General features: G+C 66.9%; 22 protein-coding genes and 1 tRNA gene. All 23 read left to right on the top strand.

Features of this window, described 5'->3' with window-relative positions:
- The first annotated feature begins 128 nt into the window (after positions 1-128).
- Complete coding sequence (locus tag VGQ44_20945; protein ID HEV8449305.1) at positions 129-923, top strand: PTS system mannose/fructose/sorbose family transporter subunit IID; 795 nt, start codon at positions 129-131, stop codon at positions 921-923.
- The gene (locus VGQ44_20940; GenBank protein HEV8449304.1) at positions 923-1,189 is read left to right on the top strand and encodes an HPr family phosphocarrier protein; all 267 of its coding nucleotides are present in this window, start codon (positions 923-925) and stop codon (positions 1,187-1,189) included. The genes VGQ44_20945 and VGQ44_20940 overlap by 1 nt, the downstream gene beginning before the upstream one ends.
- Positions 1,190-2,941, top strand: a complete 1,752-nt coding sequence (gene ptsP / locus VGQ44_20935) for a phosphoenolpyruvate--protein phosphotransferase (GenBank protein ID HEV8449303.1) — start codon at positions 1,190-1,192, stop codon at positions 2,939-2,941.
- Between the two features lie 8 nt (positions 2,942-2,949).
- Positions 2,950-4,122, top strand: coding sequence for a methionine adenosyltransferase (metK, locus tag VGQ44_20930; protein HEV8449302.1), 1,173 nt, complete (start codon positions 2,950-2,952; stop codon positions 4,120-4,122).
- A gap of 20 nt (positions 4,123-4,142) precedes the next feature.
- The gene (locus VGQ44_20925) at positions 4,143-4,667 is read left to right on the top strand and encodes a bifunctional nuclease family protein (protein ID HEV8449301.1); all 525 of its coding nucleotides are present in this window, start codon (positions 4,143-4,145) and stop codon (positions 4,665-4,667) included.
- Entirely contained in the window at positions 4,664-5,812 is a 1,149-nt protein-coding gene (locus VGQ44_20920) for a hypothetical protein (GenBank protein ID HEV8449300.1), read from the top strand. Before VGQ44_20925 ends, VGQ44_20920 begins: the two co-directional genes overlap by 4 nt.
- Positions 5,813-5,838: 26 nt before the next feature.
- Positions 5,839-6,744 (top strand): helical backbone metal receptor, encoded by a 906-nt coding sequence (locus VGQ44_20915; GenBank protein ID HEV8449299.1) that lies wholly within the window; start codon positions 5,839-5,841, stop codon positions 6,742-6,744.
- Between the two features lie 3 nt (positions 6,745-6,747).
- Positions 6,748-7,713 (top strand): iron ABC transporter permease, encoded by a 966-nt coding sequence (locus VGQ44_20910; protein ID HEV8449298.1) that lies wholly within the window; start codon positions 6,748-6,750, stop codon positions 7,711-7,713.
- Positions 7,710-8,507, top strand: coding sequence for an ABC transporter ATP-binding protein (locus VGQ44_20905; protein ID HEV8449297.1), 798 nt, complete (start codon positions 7,710-7,712; stop codon positions 8,505-8,507). The genes VGQ44_20910 and VGQ44_20905 overlap by 4 nt, the downstream gene beginning before the upstream one ends.
- A 104-nt stretch (positions 8,508-8,611) precedes the next feature.
- A complete protein-coding gene (gene recO / locus VGQ44_20900; GenBank protein ID HEV8449296.1) occupies positions 8,612-9,373 on the top strand; it encodes a DNA repair protein RecO in 762 nt (253 codons plus the stop codon).
- A complete protein-coding gene (selB, locus tag VGQ44_20895; protein HEV8449295.1) occupies positions 9,374-11,206 on the top strand; it encodes a selenocysteine-specific translation elongation factor in 1,833 nt (610 codons plus the stop codon).
- A gap of 150 nt (positions 11,207-11,356) precedes the next feature.
- A complete protein-coding gene (locus tag VGQ44_20890) occupies positions 11,357-11,827 on the top strand; it encodes a hypothetical protein (protein HEV8449294.1) in 471 nt (156 codons plus the stop codon).
- Positions 11,828-12,201: 374 nt separating this feature from the next.
- Entirely contained in the window at positions 12,202-13,953 is a 1,752-nt protein-coding gene (locus tag VGQ44_20885) for a hypothetical protein (protein HEV8449293.1), read from the top strand.
- A gap of 293 nt (positions 13,954-14,246) precedes the next feature.
- A complete protein-coding gene (clpB, locus tag VGQ44_20880; GenBank protein ID HEV8449292.1) occupies positions 14,247-16,856 on the top strand; it encodes an ATP-dependent chaperone ClpB in 2,610 nt (869 codons plus the stop codon).
- Between the two features lie 88 nt (positions 16,857-16,944).
- The gene (locus VGQ44_20875) at positions 16,945-17,673 is read left to right on the top strand and encodes a hypothetical protein (protein ID HEV8449291.1); all 729 of its coding nucleotides are present in this window, start codon (positions 16,945-16,947) and stop codon (positions 17,671-17,673) included.
- Positions 17,674-17,727: 54 nt separating this feature from the next.
- Entirely contained in the window at positions 17,728-18,819 is a 1,092-nt protein-coding gene (locus tag VGQ44_20870) for a DUF2268 domain-containing putative Zn-dependent protease (protein HEV8449290.1), read from the top strand.
- A gap of 78 nt (positions 18,820-18,897) precedes the next feature.
- On the top strand, positions 18,898-20,145 hold the full coding sequence (locus VGQ44_20865; GenBank protein HEV8449289.1) for a hypothetical protein: 1,248 nt from the start codon (positions 18,898-18,900) through the stop codon (positions 20,143-20,145).
- Complete coding sequence (tadA, locus tag VGQ44_20860) at positions 20,142-20,618, top strand: tRNA adenosine(34) deaminase TadA (protein HEV8449288.1); 477 nt, start codon at positions 20,142-20,144, stop codon at positions 20,616-20,618. Before VGQ44_20865 ends, tadA begins: the two co-directional genes overlap by 4 nt.
- 28 nt (positions 20,619-20,646) lie before the next feature.
- A tRNA-Ser gene (locus tag VGQ44_20855) sits at positions 20,647-20,736 on the top strand.
- Positions 20,737-20,763: 27 nt separating this feature from the next.
- Positions 20,764-21,645 carry a hypothetical protein gene (locus tag VGQ44_20850; protein ID HEV8449287.1) on the top strand — a complete coding sequence of 294 codons (882 nt, stop codon included), beginning with the start codon at positions 20,764-20,766 and terminating at the stop codon, positions 21,643-21,645.
- A complete protein-coding gene (locus VGQ44_20845; GenBank protein ID HEV8449286.1) occupies positions 21,642-22,646 on the top strand; it encodes a protein kinase in 1,005 nt (334 codons plus the stop codon). Before VGQ44_20850 ends, VGQ44_20845 begins: the two co-directional genes overlap by 4 nt.
- Before the next feature lie 49 nt (positions 22,647-22,695).
- Positions 22,696-23,931 (top strand): ammonium transporter, encoded by a 1,236-nt coding sequence (locus tag VGQ44_20840; protein ID HEV8449285.1) that lies wholly within the window; start codon positions 22,696-22,698, stop codon positions 23,929-23,931.
- A partial coding sequence (locus VGQ44_20835; protein HEV8449284.1) for a transporter occupies positions 23,909-24,476 on the top strand: 568 nt, incomplete at its 3' end. The genes VGQ44_20840 and VGQ44_20835, both read left to right, overlap by 23 nt.

Raw genomic sequence — 24,476 nt, 5'->3', positions numbered from 1 at the left:
AGTCTCGTCGTCGCGACGGTGGCGAGCGTGGCGGCCGGCGCGGCGTGGAAACTCTTTCACGCAACGGCCGGCGCGCGCTGGTTTTTCGTCGGCGGACTCGCCGTCGGACTCGTAATCCTCTTCGCGAAATGACGACCGCCGCCCAACCTTCCCAGCCTCAGGCTCCGACGCCGATCGGCGAGCTCCCGTTTCGGACTCGTCTCGCGATCTTCATGCGCCTGCTCGCGATTCAGGGGTCATGGAACTACGAGAGCCTGCTCGGCAATGGCATCGGATTTTGTCTCGAGCCGGCGTTGCGGCTGTTCCCGGAAGGGATTCACTCGGCGCGCTTCAAGGCGGCGCTGGCGCGCGAAAGTCATTACTTCAACGCTCATCCGTATTTGGCGTCAGTCGCGGTGGGTGCGCTCGCGCGCGCTGAGCTCGACGGCGAGCCGCCCCAACGAATCGAGCGCTTCCGCACAGCTTTGTGTGGGCCGCTCGGCAGCGTCGGCGACCGGCTGGTTTGGGCGGGTTGGCTTCCGTTCTGCTCGCTTGCGTCGCTTGCCATCTTTGGACTGGGCGCCAGCGCGCCTGTGGTCGTCGGATTCTTTCTGCTCGTCTACAACGCCGGACACCTCGGCCTGCGCGCATGGGGACTGCGCACCGGCTGGAAGCACGGGCTGCGCGTGGCGTCGGCGCTCGGCAACCCGGTGCTGCGTCGTGGACCGGAGCAAATCGGACGGCTAGCCGCGCTCGCCACGGGTGTGGCGATTCCGTTGTCGCTCGGCCGGATCATCGGCCCCGGGCGAAATCTCCTTGGCGGCGTCCTCATCGCTGTCGCGGTCGGCGCGTTCGTCGTCGTGCGTCTGAAGGGTCGCATCGAAGGCTGGAGGCTCTCGCTCGGCGTGCTCGCTGCTTTCGTCCTCGTCTCGGTGATCGCCTAATGCCCGAACGCACCGTTCAGATCGTCAACCGCAACGGCCTGCACGCGCGGCCGGCCGCCGAGATCGTGAAGCTCGCCTCGAAATTCCAAGCCGAGATCACGATCGTGAAGGACGATCTCGACGTGAACGGCAAGAGCATCATGGGCGTGATGATGCTGGCGGCCGAACATGGATCCAGCATCACGCTGCGTGCCGAAGGTCCCGACGCGGCGCAAGCGCTCGACGCGCTGGCGACGCTCGTCGGCAACAAGTTTGGGGAGAGCTGAGTGGACAAGAAGCTCACCGGAATCCCCGCGTCACCGGGAATCGCCGTCGGCACGGTGCACCTCCTGCGATGGGAGGTGCCCGATGTGCCGCAGCGCATCATTCCCGACGACGCGATTCCGCGTGAGATCGCGCGCCTCCACGACGCGCGCGCGCGAGCCAAGGACCGCCTGACGACCATTCGCGACCGCGTCGAGCGCACGGCTGGGCCGCAGGAAGCGGCGATCTTCGACGTGCAGCGCGAGGTCCTCGACGACCGCGAGTTGATCGCCGGCTCCGAGGCGCTCATCCACCAGAATCTCTCCGCCGAAAAAGCGTTCGAGATCGTGATGCTCGAGTGGCGCGAGCGTTTCGCGCGCGCCGGACATCCGATGCTCCGCGAGCGTATCGGCGATCTGAAGGACGTCGAGATTCGCGTGCTGACGCTATTGCTCGACCTCCCGGACCACGATCCGGTGGACCTCCCGAAAGGCGCCAAGGCGATCCTGGTTACACACGACCTCACACCGAGTCTCACCGTGCAGCTCGACCGCGACGCGATCATCGCGATCGCGACCGACGCCGGCACGCGCACGTCCCATGTCGCGATCCTCGCGCGATCACTCGGACTTCCCGCGATCGTCGGTCTTCGCACGGCGACGCAGCAGTTGCAGGGCCACGAGACCGCGATTCTCGACGGATCCACCGGGCTCCTCGCCATCAATCCGACGCACTTCGAGATCGACGCGTACAAAGAGCGCGCGCGGCAGGAAGCCCTCGAGGAAGCGGATCTCCGTCACCTCGCCACGCTCGACGCGGTGACGACCGACGGCGTTCGCATCACGCTGCGCGCGAACGTCGACTTGCCCGAGGAAGCGGACATCGGCGCGACGAGCGGCGCGGAAGGCGTGGGACTCATGCGCACGGAGTTCCTCGTCGTCGGCCGCGCGACGATGCCCGACGAAGACGAGCAGTACAAGGCGTACAAGCGCGTCGTCGAGGCGTTCGGCGGCAAACCCGTCGTCATCCGGACGTTCGACATCGGCGGCGACAAGCTGCCGGTCGGCGGATTCCCGAGCGAGCCGAATCCGTTCCTCGGCTGGCGCGCGATCCGCATGTGCCTCGACCAGCCCGAGTTGTTCAGCGTGCAGCTGCGCGCGCTCCTTCGCGCCGCCGTTCACGGCGACGTGCGAATCATGTTGCCGCTCGTCGTGACGGTCGACGAAGTGCGCCAAGCGAGGAAGCTCCTCGACGAGGCGGCGGCCGAGCTCGAGGCACGTGGGGCGAAGTTCCGCCGCGACGTCCCGCTCGGCGTGATGATCGAAACACCCGCCGCGGCCGTCGCATGCAACACGTTCGTCGACGACGTCGCCTTCTTCAGCATCGGTACGAACGACCTGGTGCAGTACACGCTGGCCGTCGACCGAGGCAACGCGAACCTCGCGATGCGCTTCACGCCGTTGCATCCGGCGGTCTTGCGTCTCATTCGTCGCACCATCTTCACCGCCGACCAACATCTGCTCGACAGCGCCGTCTGCGGCGAGATGGCGTCGCAGCCGCTCATGGCGTTCGCGCTCATCGGGCTCGGCGTGCGCCAGCTGAGCGTCGCGCCGCGGTCGGTGCCGCTGGTCAAACGAATCGTGCGCAGCATCTCGGTCGCCGCCGCGCAGGAGGCCGCGAACGCCGCCGCCGACGCCGCGACGGCGACCGAGTCCGAAGCGATTCTACGCGAGCGTCTGGCCGAAGTGATCGGTCACGACGCCGCGGCCGACTGAGGTCAGTCATGCCCGATCGACGGCTGTTCACCTCCGAGTCGGTCACCGAAGGACACCCCGACAAGATCGCCGACGCGATCTCCGACGCGGTTCTCGACGCGATCCTGACCGACGATCCCGACGCGCGCGTCGCCTGCGAGACGCTGGTCACGACCGGCCTCGCGTGCGTCGCCGGCGAGATCACGACGTCGACCTACGTGCACGTGCCCGACATCGTGCGCGCGACGATCGAGCGCATCGGGTACACCGACGCGTCGTTCGGCTTCGACTCGCACACGTGCGCCGTGCTGAGCACGATCGACCGGCAGTCGCCCGACATCGCGCGCGGTGTCGACACCGGCGGAGCCGGCGACCAGGGGATGATGTTCGGCTACGCGAGCGACGAGACCGAAGAGCTGATGCCGATGCCGATCATCCTCGCGCACCGGCTCACGCGCGCTCTCGCCGAGCGTCGGAAATCCGGACACATTGCCTGGCTGCGGCCCGACGGCAAGTCGCAGGTCACCGTCGCCTACGAGGACAATCTCCCCGTTGCCGTCGAGACGGTCGTCGTCTCGACGCAGCACGCACCGGACGTTTCGGCGCGCGAGGTCCGCGACACGATCATCGAGCAGGTGATCGAGCCGGCGATTCCCGCCCAGCTGCGCGATCGCAAGATCACCTACCACATCAACCCGACCGGACGCTTCGTGATCGGTGGTCCGCAGGGCGATGCCGGACTCACGGGACGCAAGATCATCGTCGATTCGTACGGCGGAATGGGGCGGCACGGCGGGGGCGCGTTCAGCGGCAAGGATCCGTCGAAAGTCGATCGCTCGGCGTGCTACGCCGCGCGTTGGGTGGCCAAGAACATCGTCGCCGCGAAATTGGCGAAGCGCTGTGAGGTTCAGCTCGCCTACGCGATCGGCGTCGCCAAACCGGTCTCCGTCGCCGTGGATACGTTCGGGACCGCCGCGGCGCCCGAGAGCGCGATCATGCGGGCCGTTCACGATGTGTTCGACCTCACACCGCGCGGCATCGTGAGCGACTTAGATCTCCGGAAGCCGATCTACAGCGCAACCTCGGCCTACGGCCACTTCGGGCGCACGCCGGAACGCATCGGCCGCGGGCGAACGGCCCGCACGCTGTTCACGTGGGAGCGGACCGACCGAGCCAAGGAGTTGGCGCGCGCCGTTCGCTGACCATCGAGTATCTTGCGAGCATGATGATCGAAGTGGTGGTCTCGAAACTCGGCGTCGATCCGAGCAACCAGTCGTACGTGGTCGTCCTTCAGGAAAAGGGCGGGGCACGCATGCTGCCCATCTGGATCGGGCAGGTCGAGGCCGAGTCGATCGTCATGCAGATGCACAACATGAAGCGAAGCCGGCCGCTCACTCACGACCTCTGCAAGTCGATCATTCTCGCGACGGGCTCCGAGCTCCGCCGCGTGCAGATCACCAGAGTCGAGAGCAACACGTACTACGGTGAGCTTCACCTCGACCGCGACGGCAAGTCGCTGCGCGTGGATTCCCGGCCGTCGGACGCGATCGCCATCGCGCTGCGCCTCGACGCGCCGATTTACGCGGCGGATACGCTTCTCGTGTCCGGTGAAGAGGAGGAGGAGGCGAGCGAGTTCAGCGTGCCTCCCGACACTGGAGCGCGCGACTCGACCGAGCTGAGCGCCGAACAGCTCAAGGAGTATCTCGAGCAGCTCCGCCCCGAGGATTTCGGCAAGTTCAATCCGTGATCGGCCCTTCCAAAACCACGATGCAGGGCGGAAGTGGAGTCGGCGGCGGACCCGGCGAACCGGTGCGTCGAGTCGAGGGCGTTGTCGTTCGAGGAACGCGCTCGGGCCAGATCCCAATTCCGAACCAGTGGGTCGTGCTGCATCGCGTCGGACCCGATCACGCCGGCCCGCTCGACTCGGTGCGGACGACGGCGAAAGGCACCTACGCGATGCAGTATCGCGCGTCGGGCGACACGTCGGCGCTCTACTTCACGTCGACGTCTTACGGCGGCGTCGCGTACTTCACGTCGCCGCTGCGCACGCTGAATGCGACGGGCGACGACGCGCGCCTGACGGTGTTCGACACGACGTCGGGCCCGGTGCCGATCGCGGTCGGCGGCCGCCACATCATCGTCGCCGCCGCCGGGCCCGGCGGTACGCGTCCCGTCGGCGAAGTCTACGATCTGGAGAACGACACCACGGTCACGCTCGTCGCACGCGACTCGAGCACGCCGCTGTGGAGCACGCACATTCCCGCGGACGCCCGGGGACCCCGCACGAACGCGGGCGGAACGATCGCCGCAAGCGCGATGACGTTTCACGGCGGAGTCGCCGGACTCTACGCGCCGCTGAGCCCAGGCTTTCGCCAGGTCGCGTTCTCCTACGATCTCCCGACGAAATCCTTCCCGCTCTCGATTCCGCTCGAGCGCCCGACCGGCTTGCTCGAGATCATGGTCGAGGACGCACGCGCGCGAGTCGCGGCTCCGCGCCTGCGTGAAGTCGCTCCCGTGAACGCCGACGGACGAACGTTCCGTCGCTTTCTCGCGCAGGATCTCGACGCGAGCACCGTCGTCAGCATCGACGTGCCGAGCGCGGGCGGTCTCAAGCCGGAGCGTGTGGAGCTCGGCGTGGGCGCCGCGATCGCGGCCGCCATGCTCGTCGCGCTCCTCTTTGCGACGCGCCGCTCTTTCCGCATTCCTCGGCCGGCGCTTGCGGTCGCCGAGGCACCGTCGAGCACTCTCGCGCGGCGGATCGCGGAGTTGGACGATTCGTTCGAGCACGGCGCGTCGCGCGACGGCGCCGACCGCGAGACGTATCAGTCGCGCCGCGAAGAGCTCAAGCGACGGTTGGCCGACGCGCTGGTCTCCGAGCGACAGAGCCAGTAGCACTCACCGATACCGCACGACACGACATGCACCGTTTGGATCGCCGGCTGTACGCGCTCACCGGCGCGCTCTCCATCGCTCTCTTCGCCTGCGGCGGAGCCAAGCCCGCCACGTCCGGCGCGAGCGGCGGGCGAGACGACTTCGGCAACGTCATCACCGTCGGCCACGAGAATCGCCCCAAACGCATCGTCTCCCTCAACCCGACGACCACCGAGATTCTCTTCGCCATCGGCGCGGGATCCCGCGTCGTTGGACGGTCGACGTACGACGTCTTTCCGAAGGAGGCAGCCGCCGTCACCGACGTCGGCATGCCGCTGCGCCCGAACGTCGAAGCGGTATTGGCCGTTCACCCGGACCTCGTCATTCTCTACGCGAGCAACGACAATCGTCCGGCCGCTGAACGATTTCAGCAGGCGGGCGTCATTCCGCTCGCGCTCAAGATCGACAGCATCGCGCAGTTCGAGCGCGACACGCGCCTCCTCGGACGGCTGACGGGAGACTCGGCGGCCGCGTACGCGCTCGTCGATTCCGTGGCCGCGACGCTCGACCGCGTGCGCGCGGCGACCGCGAACCTTCCGCATCCTACGGTCTTCATCCCGACCTGGGATCGCCCGCTCATCGCCATCGGCGGCGGCAGCTTCCTCAGCCAGTTGCTCGACGCGGCCGGCGGGCGGAACATATATGAAGACATCGCGACCCCATCCGCCGTCGTGACCATCGAAGACGTGGCCAAACGAAACCCCGACTACGTGCTGACCAGCCCAGCCGCCGCGCCGAACATCGGCACCGACCCGAAGTGGCGGGCGCTGTCGGCGGTGCGGCAGAAGCATGTGCTGATTTATGACACTCTGCTGGTTGGACGCCCGTCCGTCACGCTGGGAGCCGCGGCGCGCTCGCTCGCCGACTTGCTGCATCCGGGCGCGGTGCGCTAACGGATGCGTGCCTCTCGCTGGGCGGTCCTCGTCGCAGCGCTGATCCTCGCAGGTCTTCTCGGTCTCGCCGTCGGCACCATTCGCCTCTCACCCGCGCAGCTCTGGGACGGCGTGCGCGGCATCGGCGACAGCGCGTTCATCGTGCGCGGACTCCGGCTGCCGCGCGTCATACTCGCGGCGCTCGTCGGCGCGGGTCTGGGAATGTCGGGCGCCGCGCTTCAAGGCGTGATGCGCAACCCACTCGCCGAGCCGTATCTGCTTGGCGTGTCGGGGGGCGCGGCTGTCGGCGCGGTGATCGCGGTGAGCGTCGGATTGGCGTCGGCGTTCGTTCCGCTGGCGGCTTTCGTCGGCGCGATCGTCGCCGTCGTCGCGGCATTCATGGTCGCGCGCGCGGCCGGTGCGCGCGGCGATCCACGCATCCTCCTCATGGCCGGCGTCGTCGTCGGCGCGTTCGCCAACGCCGCGATCATGGTCGTGCTGGCGAATGCCGAACCGAACATCGTGCGCAACGCGCTCTGGTGGATGATGGGCTCCGCGGCCGAAGCGACGTGGCCGCAGATCATCGTGCTCCTGATCTACGTCGGCGTCGGGGGCGCCGCGCTCGTGCTCCTCGGCCGCGAGATCGACGTCCTCAGTCTCGGCGAAGAAGCCGCCGCGGGCCTCGGGCTCGACGTCGACGCGTCCATTCGTCGCGTACTGTTTCTCGCGTCGCTCGTCACAGCCGCGACGGTGGCGGCGGCCGGGTTGGTCGGATTCGTCGGACTCGTCGTGCCGCACATCTCGCGCGCCGCCGGTTTGCGACGCCACCGCGCGCTTCTCATCGGCAGCGCGCTGAACGGCGCGACGCTCGTCGTCGTCGCCGATCTTCTCGGGCGCATCCTCCGGCCGCCCGCCGAGCTCCCGCTCGGCGCCGTGACCGCGCTGGTGGGCGTCCCGTTCTTTCTGCTCAAGCTCCGGCGGCTCACGTGATTCGCTTCGACGACGTCGCCGTTCGCTACGCGCGCTCGGAGATCGACGCGCTCGCCGGAGTCACGCTCGAGGCGCCGGCGGGCGCGATGACCGCGGTCGTAGGCCCCAACGGCAGCGGCAAGAGCACGCTAGTGCGCGCGCTCGTCGGCCGAGTCGCGATCACACGCGGCGCGATTAGCGTGAGCGGCGAATCGCTCGCCTCGCTCTCGCGTCCTGTCATCGCGCGGCGAATCGCCGTGGTGAGTCAGCGCGAGGATCTCGCGTTCCCCGTGACCGTCGCCGACTACGTTGCCCTCGGACGATTCCCGCATCTCGGGATTTGGCACGCCGCGAGCTCGGACGACGAGCGCGCGATCTCCGACTCGATGCGTGAAGCAGGAGTCGAGGCTCTCACGACTCGGCGGATCGACGCGCTCTCCGGCGGGGAGTGGCAGCGTGTTCGCTTGGCCCGCGCGCTCGCTCAGGGCGGCACCGCGCTCGTCCTCGACGAGCCGACGGCGTTTCTCGACGTCGCGCACGAGATGGCCGTGTTCGAGTTGCTGCACCGGCTCGCGGTGGCGGGCCAGGCCGTGCTGCTCGTGAGCCATCAACTGAACCTCGTCGCGCGATTCGCCGACCGCATGGTTCTGCTGCAGCGCGGATCGGTCGTTGCCGAAGGATCGCCGGCCGACGTGATGCGCCCCGACGTGCTCGAGCCGGTGTACAGGTGGCCCCTCGCCGTCACGCACGACCCCCTCGTCGGCGCGCCGGCGCTCGTCCCTCTACGAGCGAATTCGACTCGGAACGGGGGCTAGGTTTTTAGGGTGGACGGGTGGACGGGTGGACGGGAACTACTTGGTCGGCATTCCGTTTTTTCACCGGTCCACCGGTCCACCGGTCCACCTGTCCACCCGCGAAGATGCCCCCACTGCTGACCGAAGCCATCGTCCTTCACTCGTTCGACTATCTCGAGTCCTCGCGCATTCTGCGCTTGTTGACGCGAGACGCCGGCGTGCGCTCCGTGCTCGCGCGCGGCGCGCGGCGGTCGCAGCGCCGCTTCGGTGGTGGCGCCGCGCTCGATCTGTACGCGCAGGGTTCGGCCGAGCTGCACACCAAGCCGGGACGCGACCTCGACACACTCGGCGGGTTCGACCTCGGCCACGCACGTCCCCAGCTCGCCGCGCACTTGGACCGCTTCAACGGCGCGGCGGCGATCGCCGAGATGGCGCTGCGCTGCGCGCACGAAGGCGCCGCCGACGTCGACTTGTTCGACGCCGTCGCGCTCGCCCTCGACGAGATCGCCGCCGCGCCCGGGCAGAGCGCGCGCGACGCGACGCTCGCCGCGGCGTGGCGCGTTCTCGCCGCACTCGGCGTCGCCCCGACGATCGACGACTGCGCGGAATGCCACGCGGCGGTCGCGGCCGACGAGCCGGCGTTGTTCAGCCATCCAGCCGGCGGCGTCGTGTGCGCGCGCTGCCGTACGCTCGCTCGCACGGGCCGCACGCTTCCCGCCTCGGCGCGGGGGGCGTTGCGCGTCTGGCTCTCGGGCGGTTCGTACGACATCACCGACGCCCTCGAGGCGCGCGCGCATCAACGTCTCCTCCGCGAGTTCCTGCGCGAGCATCTCGCCGACGACAAGCCGCTGCGCGCACTCGACGCGTGGGGCGGGGAGTTGGCGTAAGTGATCATCGGTACGGCCGGGCACATCGACCACGGCAAGACCGCGCTCGTTCAGGCGCTGACCGGCGTGGACACCGATCGCCTGCCCGAGGAGAAAAAGCGCGGAATAACCATCGAGCTTGGCTTCGCGCCGCTCACGCTCGACGGCGTCGGTGTCGCGGGGGTCGTCGACGTGCCCGGCCACGAGGCTTTTGTGCGCACGATGGTCGCCGGCGCTACGGGCATCGACCTCGCGCTGCTAGTCGTCGCGGCGGATGAAGGCGTGATGCCGCAGACGCGCGAGCACCTGGCGATTCTCGAATTGCTCGGCGTACACACCGGCGTGATCGCGTTGACGAAAGCCGACCTCGTGGAGGACGACTGGCTCGCGCTCGTCGAGGAGGACGTGCGTCAGGCCGCGGTGCGCGCGCTTCCATCGGCCCGGATCGTCGCGACGTCCGTGCGAACGGGGAAGGGCATCGACGAGCTGCGCACCGCGCTCGCGTCGCTCGCGTCGTCGATCCGCTCCCCCAACCCGGATGACCTGTTCCGGATGCCTATAGATCGGGCGTTCACCATCAAGGGAACCGGAACGGTCGTTACCGGAACCGTCTGGTCGGGCACCGTCAGTCGTGACGACGTCGTGCGCATTCTTCCGTCTGCGATCTCCGCGCGTGTGCGCGGTGTGCAGGGCCACGGAAGCCAGCGCGCTTCCGCCGAGCCGGGTGGCCGAACCGCCATCGCGCTCACGAGCGTCGAGACGTCTCAAGTGCCGCGCGGCTCGACGCTGGTCACGGATCTCGACTGGAAGCCGACGATGTTTGCCCGCGCCGACGTCACGCTTCTGCCGAGCGATGGCGCCGCCCCGCGATCGCGGAGTTGGGTGCGGTTCCACGTGGGCACCACCGAAGTCGGCGCGCGCATCGTGTCTCGCGAAGCGAAGCCCGGCACGACGTTCTCCGCGCGGCTCGCGTTCGACGCCCCGGTCGTTCTTCGCGCCGGCGATCGTTTCGTGCTCCGCGAGAGTGCGCCGCTCAACACGATCGGCGGCGGCGTCATCGCCGATTCGAACGCGCCGAAGCGCGGGCGACCCTGGCCCATCGGCATCGATCGCGCCGAGCGCTTCCTCCGGTTGCTCGAGGAGGCGGGTGCCCACGGCGTCGGCGGGGCGTCGCTTCCGGTTCGACTTGGTTGCTCTCCGAGCGATGTAAAAAATCTCATAGCCGAGCTCGGTGACGACGCCGTCGTCGTCGGCGATTTGGTCATCGCGCGCGACGCGCGACGAACTCACGAAGGCGCCATCGTCGCCATCGTCGACGCGTTTCATGCCGACCGTCCGCTCGAGCCGGGGATCTCGATTCAGCTCCTGAGGAGCCGGCTCAAGGTGCCGCCGGCGCTGGCGACGGCGACGATCGACGCGCTGGTCGCCGCCGGTCGGCTGCGGGTGGAGAACGGGATCGCGGCCAGACCAGGGTGGTCCGTCAAGCTTGGCGCGAGCGATGCGTCAATCGCCGAGCGCATCCTCGAGCATTTGGATCGCGCGGGGGCGGAGCCGCCGAGCACGACGGAATTGGAGTCCGAGATCGGTCACCCGCTCACGCCGGTGCTGAATTTCCTCGAGCGACGTGGCGACATCGTGCAAGTCGAGCAACTGCGGTACTATAGGAAGAATCACCTCTCGTCGGTTCTTGACCGGATTCGAGCGGTCATGGAGCACCAAAATGATGTGACGCCGGCCACACTTCGTGACCGGGTTGGGCTGTCGAGGAAGTTCTTGATTCCGATTTTGGAGTACTGCGATCGCGCCGGCCTCACGGTTCGAGGGCCTAGCGGGCGTGTGTGGCGAGACGTGTAAAGCTCTGTGCCACATAGACGTCCGCCATGTTTGGTTGCTTGACAGGTAGCTGTTCTGGACGTAAATATCCAATCACGACCAGTAGTCCACAGTAGTTCAACCCCTTCAGGAGCTCGTGTAACGGTCCTGTTTCGTTAGCGCGGAGAAAACATGTTCCACCGCTGGCCAGCACTGGTGCTGGTGCTTGCAGTTTCGGCGATGATGCCAAAGCAAGCGGCGGGGCAGCAAACGCAGTCGCCCCAAAAGCCCAGTGCAGGGAAATTCGGCAGGAGTTGGCCGAATCCCTTCAACCCGATCGTTCGCACGAACTTCAGTATTGGTAGTGGTTCGTGTGTCTCGGGCGAAACACACGCGGTCACCGTGCGGATCCTGAACATCCTGGCGCAGCCAGTGGTGATTCCGGTTCTCTTCGGACCGGCCGCGAATTCGACGTCGGGCGCTTCCAGCTCGATGAACGGGTCTCCGATCTCTAACCTCCGGTTGGAGTGTGGGGATTACGTGTCGTTCTGGGACGGCTATGTCCAGGACCACAGCCGCCAGGCTGCATCCGGGACCTACGTCGTTCAGCTCATCGTCGACGGGAAGCTGGCTAACACCACTCGTATTTACTTCCGCAAGTAGTCCGCAGAAAACGAAAACGCGCCGAGGGGGCATTCGCTCCTCGGCGCGTTCGTTTTGCGGCCCTGTCTCCTCGACGACGGGCTACCAGGCCGTTCGGGAAAAATTCAACGCAGACGACACAGACCTGGAACTGCGATCCCGCAGATGAACGGCGACCGGCGGTTGTAACACGCCTCGGCTTTTGTCTGTGGGATCGCTTTTCAAAGTCTGCGGGATCTGCGTTGAATTTTTCCTGACCACCAATCGTAGCCGGTCCGCCAATCGCAGCCCCGTATTAGCGACCCATCATGCACGCTTCATCAAAATTTCTATTGACTCTGAATGGAATGAACGCACTATAGAAACGCACCCCGGACCGGCCAACAGGAGGCTCCATGATCCCGTCGAAGCGCCGTTCATTTTTCCCTCTCTGCGGGCTGATCGCGTTTCTTCCGGCCCATGCGCTCGCGGCTCAACGCCCAGTCCCGGCGCAACGAGGGGGCGGCCCCAAGCCCGAAACGCCCCAACTGGTCGTCAGCGCGCTCGCCAGTTCCGATCCCTCGATCGGCGTGGCGGCGCGAGATGCGATCCGTCGCCGAATTCAATCCGAGCACACGGGGACTGACCTCTACGTCGTGCCGGGCGAGAAGGTCGACGCCGCGCTCAAAGACGCCGGCTTCAATCCTGACTCGGCCTTGGGCAAGACGGACCTGATCGCCCTCACCCACCAGGTTCGCGGTGACTACGCGTTCGATGGCACGGTCGAGCGCACGCCGGAGGGAGTCAAAACGTCATTCCGTTTGCTCACGCAAACCGGGCCGCAGATCGTCGCCGAGCCGCTCGTCGCGATCGTGGGATCGGACATCGGCGACGTCGCGAAGAAAGTGGATCGCGCCGTGTCCGAAGCGCTTCGAGCGCTCTCCTTCAACCACGACTGCCGGCGCTTCGCCGTCGTCGGCGACTACAAGCAGGCGATGCTCGCCGCGCAGCAAGGGCTCAAGCTCCGCCCGACGTCGACGGCGCTCAATCTCTGCGCCCTCTCGATTCTCACCGCGACGCACGCGTCGCCGGATTCGATCATCCCCGTCGCGTCCGCGATCGCGGCCGCCGACTCCTCAAATGCTGCGGCGTGGGCGAATCTCGTCGACGCGTACGCCGCGAAAGGAGACTCGGCGCGCGAGCTCGACGCCACGCGAATGCTCCACCACGTCGACTCGACCAACGTCACCGTCACGGTCAGTCTCGTCGAGCAGCTCGTTCGCGCCGGACAGCCCGAATCGGCACTCTCGGCGGCCGACACCGCCCTCGTGCTCGCTCCGGCCAACGCGGAGCTGTTGAAGAGGAAGTGGCTCTTGGAGCTTCGGCTCTCGAAGTACGCCGACGCGATCAAGACCGGCGACGCGATCGTCGCCGCCGACAGCGCTGCCGCGACCGAGGACTTTTTCAGACGCCAAATCCGCAGCGCCGTCGAAACGCGCGACACCACGTCGTTCCGCCGGCTCGCGAGCCAAGCCTCGGCACGACATCCGAAGAACGTGGACTTCCTTCTCATCCTGGCGCGAGACGCGGTCGATCGTAGTTCGCCGCGCGATGCGCTCGGTTTCCTCGATCGAGTGCTGGCAATCGAGCCCGCGAACGCCGCGGCGTGGCAGCTCGCGATTGCGGCTCAAGCGACCGGAAACGGTTCCGACAGCGCCGTCGCGACAGCTCGGCGCGCTCTCGCGGCCGGCGTGGCGAAGGACACCGTGGGAAGATCGCTGCTCGTCGTCCTCACACCGGCGCTCACACAGGCACGGACGACGTCTGCCCGCGCCGACTGGGAGTCGGTGCTCAAGATCGCGCAGTCCGTGGATAGCGTCGCCTCCACCCCGCGTAGCCAGTACTACATCGGCGCCGCGGCCTACCAGATCGCCACCGACGAAGCGCAAGCGATCGCCAAGGGCGGAACGCCGAAGAACAGCGCCGGCCGGCAGGCGCTCTGCGCGTCGGCGACTCGTCTCGAGGATCTCATCAACACCGCGTCGATCGGACTTTCCAGGGGAGGCAGCGTAGATCCGACCGTTGCCGCTCAGATCATGTCCGGACTGCCGACTCTCACCGATTTCGCGAGCTCCGCGAAGCAGGCGGGGTGTCGGAAGGATCAGTAATCGGTACCCGTCGCCGGCCATTCGGTGAGGCCGGAAAATTGAACAACGATGCCGCGGATGAACTGCTCGGTTTGACCAATCTTTTCATCCGCGTCATCGCTTTTCAAATCTGCGGCAATCGTTTTCCCATTTTTTGTCGCGGTAACCGTAGGCCACCGGCCGGAGGAGCCTGCCAGCCGAGGCCGGCCGAGCGCGAATTCGGCAGGGGATAGGAAGAGCGCCTACCTTGAAATGCCTCCGGATCCGCCGCTTTGGCGGGTCGCGGGGGCATTCCCGTTGCCCTTCAGGCGCGCATGATCAACCCCGATCGTCTTACCGTCAAAGCCGGCGAAGCGCTCAACGACGCCGTCGGCATCGCTCGCAAGAACGGCAATCCGGTCGTCTTCGACCTCCACCTGCTCGCCGCGCTCCTCGAGCAGGATGAAAGCATCGTCGTCCCCGTCCTCCAGAAGCTCGGCGCCAGCGTCGCGCAGTTACGCGAGCAGGTCGCTCGCGAAATCGAGCGATATCCCAAGCAGAGCGATGCGCAGCCGACCGCTTCGCGCGAGCTCAACAAGGTCTTCGATCGCGCCGAGGCCGAAGCCAAGAAGCTTGGCGACGAGTACGTGTCCACCGAGCACCTGCTGCTCGCGCTGTCGGACACGAAGGGCGCCGAAAGCAAAGCGCTGCTCAACGCATCCGGCGCGACGTACGACGCGCTGCTCGAGTCTCTCGAGCAGGTGCGCGGAACGCACCGCGTCACCGACCAAACGCCCGAGAATCAGTACCAGGCGCTGCAGCGCTACACGCGCGATCTCACCGAGGCCGCGCGCAAGGGCAAGCTCGACCCGGTCATCGGCCGCGACGAAGAGATCCGGCGCGTCGTGCAGGTGCTCTCGCGCCGCACGAAGAACAATCCGGTGCTCATCGGTGAGCCGGGCGTCGGCAAGACGGCGATCGTCGAAGGGCTCGCGCAGCGCATCGTGAACGGCGACGTGCCCGAGAGCCTCAAGAACAAGCGGCTCATCTCGCTCGACCTGGGCGCGCTCATCGCCGGCGCGAAGTTCCGCGGCGAGTTCGAGGAGCGCCTCAAGGCGGTGCTCAAAGAGATCATCGACGCCGAGGGGTTGTTCATCGTTTTCATCGACGAGCTGCACACGATCGTCGGCGCCGGAAAGGCCGAGGGCTCGATGGACGCGGGCAACATGCTCAAGCCGATGCTCGCGCGCGGTGAGCTGCGCGTCGTCGGCGCGACGACGCTCGACGAGTATCGCAAGCACGTGGAGAAGGATCCGGCGCTCGAGCGCCGCTTCCAACCCGTGTACGTCGGCGAGCCGACGGTCGAGAACACGATCGCCATTCTGCGCGGCCTCAAGGAGCGCTACGAGGCACACCATGGAGTGCGCATAACGGACGACGCCATCATAGCGGCGGCGACGCTCTCGCACCGCTATATCGGCGACCGGTTTCTCCCGGATAAGGCCATAGATCTGGTCGACGAAGCCGCGTCGCGACTGCGAATCGAGATCGACTCGATGCCGCAGGAGATCGACGAGGTCGAGCGGCGGATCATGCGGCTCGAGATCGAGCGAACCGCGCTTCAAAAGGAAAAGGATCGCGCCGCCATCGAGCGCCGCGAGGAGCTCGAGCGCGAGCTCGCCGAGCTGCGCGAAAAGTCGTCCGCGATGAAGGCGCAGTGGCAGCAGGAAAAGGAGATGCTCGGCGGCGTCGGCAAGATCAAACAGGAAATCGACCAGGCGCGCATCGAGGCGGAGCAGGCGACTCGTCGCGGAGATCTCGCGAAGGCCGCCGAGATCACGTACGGTCGCATTCCACAGCTCGAGTCGCGGATGAAGGACACCGAGCGCAAGCTCGCGTCCCAGGATGGACGCCCGCAGTTTCTGAAGGAGGAAGTCGGCGCCGACGACATCGCCGAGGTCGTGGCGCGGTGGACCGGCATTCCCGTCACCCGCATGCTCGAGAGCGAGCGTGAGCGTCTGACGAAGCTCGATGAGGAGTTGGCGCGCCGCGTCATCGGCCAGGAAGAGGCAGTGCACGCCGTGGCCAACGCCGTGCGCCGCTCGCGCGCCGGGCTGCAGGACCCGAACCGTCCCATTGGCTCGTTCATTTTCTTGGGGCCGACCGGTGTCGGCAAAACGGAAACCGCCCGCGCGCTCGCCGATTTTCTGTTCGACGACGAGCACGCGATGGTGCGCATCGACATGTCCGAGTACATGGAGAAGCACGCCGTGGCCCGGCTCATCGGCGCGCCGCCCGGATACGTCGGCTACGAAGAAGGCGGACAGCTCACCGAGGCGATCCGACGGCGTCCCTACGCGGTCGTTCTCTTCGACGAGATCGAGAAGGCCCACCCGGACGTCTTCAACATTCTTCTACAAATCCTCGACGACGGGCGCCTCACGGACTCCCAGGGGCGCACGGTCGATTTCCGCAACACCGTCATCATCATGACGTCGAACGTCGGCTCGACGTTCATCCTCGAGCACGCGAGAGGCGATTGGGCGTTGGTCGAGACGCAGGTGATGGCGTCGCTGCGGCAGGCGTTCAAGCCCGAGTTCCTCAACCGCGTCGACGACATCATCATCTTCCACCCGCTCGGCACCGAGCAGATCGAGCGGATCGTCGACCTCCAGCTCAAGCGGCTCGAGAAGCTGCTGGCCGAGCGGAAGATGTCGCTCGAGGTCACGCCCGAGGCGAAGCGCGTGTTGGCCGAGGAAGGGTACGACCCCGCGTTCGGCGCGCGACCCCTCAAGCGGTCGATCCAGCGGCTCATCCAGAATCCGCTCGCCATGGCGGTGCTCGAGGGCAAGTTCTTGGACGGGGACTCAATCGTCGTCAGGCCGGATGGCAAAGGAGCCTTGGAGTTCTCGAGCGAACCAGCGAAGGAAACGGTCGGAGCCTAATGCACGGGTTTGTCGGTCTGGCGATATAGATCTCGTCTTATGTAAGCGAGCCCCCGCGGCTCTTCGCGACTGACCGAGGAGGTTGGACATGACAGCCGTGCGAGTGATCCTGGCGACGTTGGGCGGCGCGTGCGCCGTGTTCACGGCTGGCTGTTCGGTAGCCGACACCAATGGACCGCCTTCGAAGCCGCCGGTCGCCGCAAGGCTGATCGCATCCAGCGACCTCACCGCGTCCGGGGACCCCGGTGCCGCAGTGGCCAGCGCGCCGACTGTCTGGGTCGCCGATTCGTCCGGGTTCTCTCCGATCGCGGGCGTGCGCGTAACGTTCACGGTCACGGCTGGCGGGGGAACGGTCCGCACCAGCTTGGCCGTCAGCGACGCCGCCGGAATCGCCAGTTCCGGATCCTGGCAGCTCGGTGAGGCCGCAGGCACGAATACGGTCGTTGCGAGCGCGCCGGGTCTCCCTTCGGTGACCTTCACAGCGACCGGTCTACCGCGACATTTGATCGCGAAGTTCGAGCTCCAGACGATGGGCGGACAATCGCTGCCGGTGACGGGATCGGGCGCCACGATCACCGGCGGTCATTTCTACCTATACGACGACGGCACGTGCGACCGCTGGTGGGACGGATTCGGGAGCGTCGAGCCGTGCACCTACACGCTCACCGGTCAACTCAGCGGCCACGCCGCTCTCACATTCTCTGACAGGATTCGTGGAAATCTGTTCGCGACCGGGGACGCTGTGTCGGGGACGATGAAGGTGACGTACACGGACTCCGTCGACTTCGACGACGAGGTTTACAAACTCTCTGGTTGACGGTGGCGAAGAGGCGACTTGACGTGTTGAAGTAACCCGTGACACCATATTCGCATGTACAAGCCGCTGACGCTCGTCGCCGCTCTGTCGTTCGCGGTCTCGTCTCCCGCGGCCGGGCAGGCGGCGAACCCCGATTCCGCCCGGCTCGTCACGCGCGACATCTCCAACTTCTGGCGGGCGATCGACCACGCGGCCGGCAAGGACACGACCGCGCTCATCACCGCGCTCCGCGACGACTATCTCAAGAATCCGTCGCCGGGCCTCTTCGACTGGATCACCAATCGCCTCATCAACCAGGACGCGGTCGGCAAGGTACTCGAAGCGAAGGGCTGGACACGGGAACGTTCGATGGGCGCGATGGCCGCGTCGCTCGGCACGCCGGAGCGCGCCGGGTTCGACACGGTGGTGATGCCCGCGGTCCTCAACGACGCCGCGCGGAATCTGGCGTTCACGTATCTCGGTCGCCGGCGCTACTACGACGCGATTCGTCGCAACATGCTCGCCGTGGACACGGCCCGCGCGATCAAGGATTCGATTCATGCGGCGTTCCGTCGGATGTCTGCTCTGTATCCGGAGGCCAGATACGCCGACGTGTATTTCCTGGTCGGCCGGATGAGCTCGGGCGGCACGACGGGGCGCAACTCGCTGCTGATCGGCACCGAGATGAATGCGCGCGACCCATCGACGCCGCTCGACGAGCTCGACGCGTGGCATCGGGCCGTCACTGGTTCGGTCGCGGACCTACCGCACATCGTCTCCCACGAGATGATCCACACGCTTCAGGGAAAGCGCAGTGGTCCGCAGACGTTACTGAGTGCGGCGCTCAACGAAGGGAGCGCCGATTTTCTCTCCGAGCTCGTCTCCGGCAAGCGCATCATCAACCCGGCGTACGCGTACGGCGACGCGCACGAAGCCGAGCTGTGGGCGAAGTTCCAGACGCAGATGGACAGCGCGAAGACGGGCGACTGGCTCTACCAGGGCGACCGCACGCCGCCCGGCATTCCGGCCGACCTTGGCTACTGGATGGGATACAAGATCTCGAAAGCCTATTACGACAAGGCCGCCGACAAGAAGGCCGCCGTGCGCGAGATCCTGCTGTTCAGCGACGCGAGGGCTTTCCTGGGGGCGAGCGGATACAACCGCTAGAGCGCGTCACTTCGGCGTCACTTCGGCGTCGCTCGGCCGCCGTTGGCCGTCGGCGCGTCGGCCGGAACACCCGAGTACATGAGTCCCGAGCAGGCCAACGGGCGTGGACCGGTCGACGCGCCCAGCGACGTCTACTCGCTCGCGTCCGTCGTGCAGGAAATGCTCGGCGAGTCGCGGACGGATGTGCCGCACGCCGCGCATGACGCGCTGCGGCGCGCGCTCGCCCGCGACGCCACCGCGCGATTTCCCTCGTCGTCGAGCTTCGAGCACGCGTTCTCGGCGGCGTTCGCGACGGCCCGCTCTCGACGCGCACTGCGACGTTGGGCGGTGGGCATCGGATCCGTGGCCGCCGTGTCGATCGCGGCCTTTGCGGTCGTGGCCACACGCGAGCATCGTCCCAAACCGGACGCCTTCGAGCTCTATCTGCGCGGCACGGATCAACGGCTCTTTCGCACCGACAGCGGAACGAGAGCCGCGGTCGACATTCTCGGGCGAGCGGTGAAGGCCGACTCGCTCTTTCCGCCGGCTTTCGCGGCCCTGGCCCGGGCGTACAACGCCGTCTGCATGGGCAGAGCCGTGCGTCCCGTTCGCCTCGTGGCGTGCGACAGCGGCGCCGTCGCTGCGCGCCGCGCAATCGCGCTCGACTCGACGATCGCCGATGGCTACGACGCGCTCGCGTGGGCGAGCGTCAATCGTCTAGAGTTTTCGACGGCCGAGGCGGCGGCTCGCCGCGCTGTGGCCATCGAGCCGAACAATCCCGAGGCCCACGACTATCTCGCCAGCGTCGCTGTCTGGCTGGGCCGTTCAGACGAAGCGATCGCCGAGGCCCGCCGCTCAGTGGCGCTCAACCCTCGCTCCGTCGATGCCGTCGCGCATTACGGCGACACGCTCGCGTTGCTCGGCCGCGAAGACGAGGCGCTCGTCGTCCTTCAGCCGTTGCGGTCTCTCCGTCCCAAGGTCCGTCGCGTCAGCCAAACCGTGGGAAGCATTTACGAAGAGCGCAAGATGTGGCCCGATGCAATGGTCGAAGCTGGAAACGACTCGAGCCGCATCGCGCGCATTCTGGCCGAATCGGGGCACGGTGCGGAAGCCCGTGCGATTCTCAGAGTTCTCGAGGCGAGATGGAACGAAGGTCGCGGTCGGGCATGGGACATAGCCGACATCTATTTCGCGCTGCACGAGTACGACAGCGCTTTCGCCTGGCTCGATCGGTCGGTCGACGACGTTAGTCTCCGGCGCGCGGTGTTCGGATCGCCGTTCGCCGACGCGAGGGCCGATCCGCGATTCCGCAATCTGCTCGACCGTCTGAAGCTCCCGCCGCGATGATCCCGACATCCGCCGACGCGTCGTTCATGGATCTCGCGCTCGACCAGGCCCGTCGCGCCGGTGAGTCGGGCGACGTTCCGGTCGGCGCGGTGCTCGTGCGCGAGGGCAGGGTCGTCGCGTCCGCCGGAAACCGCACGGCGCGCGATCGCGATCCGACGGCGCACGCCGAGCTGCTCGTGATTCGCGACGCGGCGGAGTCGCTCGACGATTGGCGGCTCGCCGGATGCACGTTGTACGTGACGCTGGAGCCGTGCGCGATGTGCGCCGGCGCGATCGTGCTCGCGCGCGTCGACCGCGTGGTGTTCGGCGCGTGGGATCCGAAGGCGGGCATGGCCGGGTCGGTCGGCGATCTGCTGCGGCATCCGAAGCTCAACCATCGGCCTGAAGTGCTCGCGGGCGTGCGCGCGGACGAATGCGGCGCGCTGCTCACGCGTTTCTTCGAGCAGCGCCGCCAAGTCGTTGACGCACCATGATCTACGCCCTAACTTTCTCGGCTGCTCCGGACAGGTGGCCGAGTGGCTGAAGGCACCGGTCTCGAAAACCGGCATACCGGTGAACCCGGTATCGAGAGTTCGAATCTCTCCCTGTCCGTTCTCCTCCGGCGCTAGAGCGCCCCACATGCGTTCTTGGCGGTCGATCGTCGGCGCCGCGGTTTTCGCGGCCAGCCTCCCGTGCGTCGCATCGGCGCAGCGCCCGGCGTTGCTCGGCGTGTACGACGCGCGCTCCGGCGATCCGGTCCATGGAGCGATCGTGCGCGACACGCTCGGCGCTCAGGCTCTCACGTCGGTCGACGGGATCGTCGCCCTCACCTACATCACGGCGGTCGGACCGTTCGTGATGCTCGAGATCAAAAAGGTCGGCTATCGGCCACTGCACATCCGCATCAAAGCCGACTCGCTCATGGATCTCACCGAGCTGCTCGAGCCGCTCCCGCTGGGTGCGTCGAACGAGCTGCCGGCGGTGGTGACGACGGCCAAGTACAACATCGCGCTCGACTCGGCGTTGTGGAACGGTTTCGCCGCGCGCTGCACCGTGTCGACCGTGCGCTGCTTCAACTTCGAGGAGCTCGCGGCGCGGCCGGCGTCGAACCTGGTGGATTTTCTCGACAAGGCGGGCGGGATGACGCCGCAGTGCGGCACGACGATGACGCGCGGCGCTCGGCCGAGGCGCGTGATGGGGAACGGCGGACGGACGCTCGACTGCGTGAAGATGCGCGGGATCGGCCTCCAGGCGAACAAGCTCTGTGTCCCGACGTACTACGTGGACGGGTTCGTGCGCGGGCACGCGGAGAACACGCTCGACCAGATTGAGGAATCTCTCAAGCCTGGTGAAGTGAAGGGGATCGAGGTGTATATGCCGGGCGAGCCGATTCCGGCGCGGTGGAGCACGGCGGCGGGGAACGAGGGGTGCGGGAGCGTGGTGATCTGGACGAAATATGTGCACATGGGCGAAGTTTGCTCACGGCCCTGTCCCGCCGAGCCGCTCCCACCCCGGACATGACGACAACCTTTCCGACCGCGCTCCGCGACGCGCTCGCCGATCGATACGCGATCCAGCACGAGCTCGATGCCGGCGGGATGGCCACCGTCTACCTGGCGCACGACACCCGGCACGACCGGCCCGTCGCGATCAAGGTGCTGCGCGACGAGCATGGAATGGCGCTGGGGGCCGAGCGATTCGATCGGGAGATCAAGCTCCTCGCGCGGCTGCGCCACCCGTTCGTGTTGCCGCTGCACGACTCCGGCGCCGCGGCGGGCTCGCTGTACTTCGTCATGCCGTACATCGACGGGGAGTCACTTCGCGCGAGACTCGCACGCGACGGGCGCGTTCCGGTCGCCGATGCGGTCGAGATCGTCCGTCAGGTGGCCGACGCGCTGGCTTATGCGCACGGCGAAGGGGTCGTGCACCGCGACGTGAAGCCGGAGAACATCCTGCTCTCGCGGCGAAGTACAACTACGAGTGGGATTGGGAGGGGGCGGCGCGCGGTGGAGCTGAACCCGGTGTCGGTGCTTCCGCACATGAACCTGGGGATCGTGCACGACTTCGGCGCGCACCATCCCGAGGCGCTCGCCGAGTTTCGTCGCGTGGCGGAGATGGATCCGTCGTTCGTCCGCGTGTACACGTTCCTCGCGATGGAGCTGGTGTGGGTGGGCGACCGCGAGGGTGCGGTGCGCGAAGCGCGGGTGGCGCACGGGTCGGCGCCCGACTACGCGATGTTCGCGATGCCGCTGGCCATCGCGCTCCACGGAGTCGGCCAGATCAAGGAGGCGCGCGCGATGAAGGCGCGCGCGTTCGCGGCCGGTTTGCCGCCGGTCTATCGCGCGATGGTGCACGCGATGTTCGGGGAGCGCGACGACGCGATCGCGGCGCTCGACCGGGGGTACGAGGAGCGCGCGCACTGGATGTACACGCTCCCAGTGCAGGCCTATTTTCGCGAGTTGAGAGGCAATCCGCGGTTCGTCGCGCTGGTCGAGAAGGTGCGGCACGCGGGTCCGCCGTGACAGACGCCGTCAGCCGTCCCATATTCGCGTCACTTCTCGGAGGACACCGATGCACTGGGATACCGGCAACATAGCGTTCATGCTGGTCTCGACGAGCCTGGTCATGCTCATGACGCCGGGCCTCGCCTTTTTCTACGGCGGCCTCGTCGGACGCAAGAACGTCCTCACGATCATGCTCCAGAGCTTCGTCTCGATGGGCGTGACGACCGTGCTGTGGGTGGTGTGCGGCTACTCGATGGCGTTCAGCGGCAGCTACCAGAGCGCAACGAATCCGGACATCGCCGGTATCATCGGCAACTTCGACATGGCGTTCCTTCGCGGCGTCGACCCGTTCACGCCGTTCCCGGGATCGCCGACGATTCCGTTGATCGTGTTCGTGGCGTATCAAATGATGTTCGCGCAGATCACGCCCGCGCTCATCACGGGTGCGTTCGCCAACCGTGTGACGTTCAAGGCGTATCTCCTGTTCCTCGTCGCCTGGTTGATGCTGGTGTACTTCCCCGTGGCCCACATGGTCTGGGGTGGTGGACTCCTTCAGGCGCGCGGCATCCTCGACTTCGCGGGAGGAATCGTCGTCCACGCCACGGCGGGGTTCGCGGCTCTCGCCGCGGTGTTCTACGTCGGCCGGCGGCGCGTGCCCGACGCGGGACTGCACAGCATTCCGCTCGTGGCACTCGGCACGGGTTTGCTGTGGTTCGGCTGGTACGGGTTCAACGCGGGCAGCGAGCTCAAAGTCGACTCGGTTACCGCGCTGGCGTTTCTGAACACCGACGTCGCCGCCTCGTTCGCCGCGATCACGTGGTTGGTGCTGGCGTGGTTCTACGAGCGAAAACCGAAGTTCGTGGGACTCCTCACCGGATCGATCGCGGGATTGGCGGCCGTGACGCCGGCGGCGGGCTATGTCACGACGTCGACGGCGATTCTGATCGGCATCGCCGCGAGCGTCGTGTGCTATTACGCGATCTCGCTCAAGAACAAGATGCAATGGGACGACGCGCTCGACGTGTGGGGCGTTCACGGCGTCGGGGGAATGCTGGGCGTCTTCGCCCTGGCGATCTTCGCCGACAAAGCCATGAACCCGTCCGGATCGGACGGGTTGGTGCACGGCAACACGGCGTTCTTCGTCAAGGAGTCGCTGGCCGTGATCGCGGCGGCGGCGTACGCGTTCGTCTTCACGTACGGGATGCTGGCAGTGATCCACGCCATCACCCCCGTCACGGTCAGCGCGGCCGACGAGGAACTGGGGCTCGACGAGTCGCTGCATGGGGAACACGCCTATCTATAGAACGCGCGCCGGAACGCGCGTGAGGACGCGCGCCAGAACGCGGGTCGTCATTCGGCTCGCGATGACCGGTGTACTCGGTGCGTGCGCCCACCTCGGCGTGCCCGGTCCCGTCGTCGCCGATCGGCCTGGATATACGGACACTCCGGTCGCCCTGGCGGGCGGCGCGGTGCAGCTCGAGGCCGGTGCGACGGACGATCGCGTCGGCCCGTCCGGCTCGCGAACCGAATACTTCTCAGCCGGCGAGACGCTGCTGCGCCTTGGTCTCGGCGCGCGGACCGAGGCGCGCCTATTTGGAAACTCATATGGCTTTCGCTCGGCGTCCGGCGCGCCGAGGACCGGAGGTGTGGAAGACTTCAAGCTCGGGGCGAAGCTGAATCTCCGGTCTGCGCCGGACAGCGTTCACTCGTGGGCGCCGAACATCGCGCTGTTGGCGGCGACGACCCTTCCGACCGGCGCCAGCGGATTCGGCGCCACCTCATCGCAGCCCGAGGTCAAGGTCGCCATGAACTGGACCACGGCGAGCCCATTCTCGCTGTACACCAACG

The organism is Gemmatimonadaceae bacterium (genome assembly GCA_036003045.1).
In the GTDB taxonomy this organism is placed as follows: domain Bacteria; phylum Gemmatimonadota; class Gemmatimonadetes; order Gemmatimonadales; family Gemmatimonadaceae; genus JAQBQB01.
The sequence above is the reverse complement of the archived record's forward strand: the minus strand, read 5'-3'. Positions and strand labels throughout refer to the sequence as shown.